General features: G+C 63.6%; 1 protein-coding gene. It reads left to right on the forward strand.

All coding sequences use genetic code 11. The features are described from left to right. On the forward strand, positions 1-275 hold a 275-nt coding region (locus HMPREF2890_RS09415), incomplete at both ends, for an NAD(P)(+) transhydrogenase (Re/Si-specific) subunit beta (protein WP_246825255.1).

Here is a 275-nt window from a genome sequence, read left to right on the forward strand (position 1 = left end):
CTCTACACCCGCAAGGAGGGCGTGACGATGTGTCTCGGTGATGCCAAGGAAACGGTGGCTGACCTCGTTAGTGCCGCTACCCAGGCACCTGCCAAGGCGGATGCCGCTCCCGATGATACCGCCAAGCTCCTCCACGATGCCAAGCGGGTGATCATCGTCCCCGGCTATGGTATGGCGCTCGCACAGGCACAGCACCAGGTGAAGCAGCTCGCCGACACGCTTCGCCGCAATGGCGCAGAGGTTCGCTTTGCCATCCACCCCGTCGCCGGTCGTAT

This window comes from Porphyromonas sp. HMSC065F10, from assembly GCF_001808555.1.
In the GTDB taxonomy this organism is placed as follows: Bacteria; Bacteroidota; Bacteroidia; order Bacteroidales; family Porphyromonadaceae; genus Porphyromonas_A.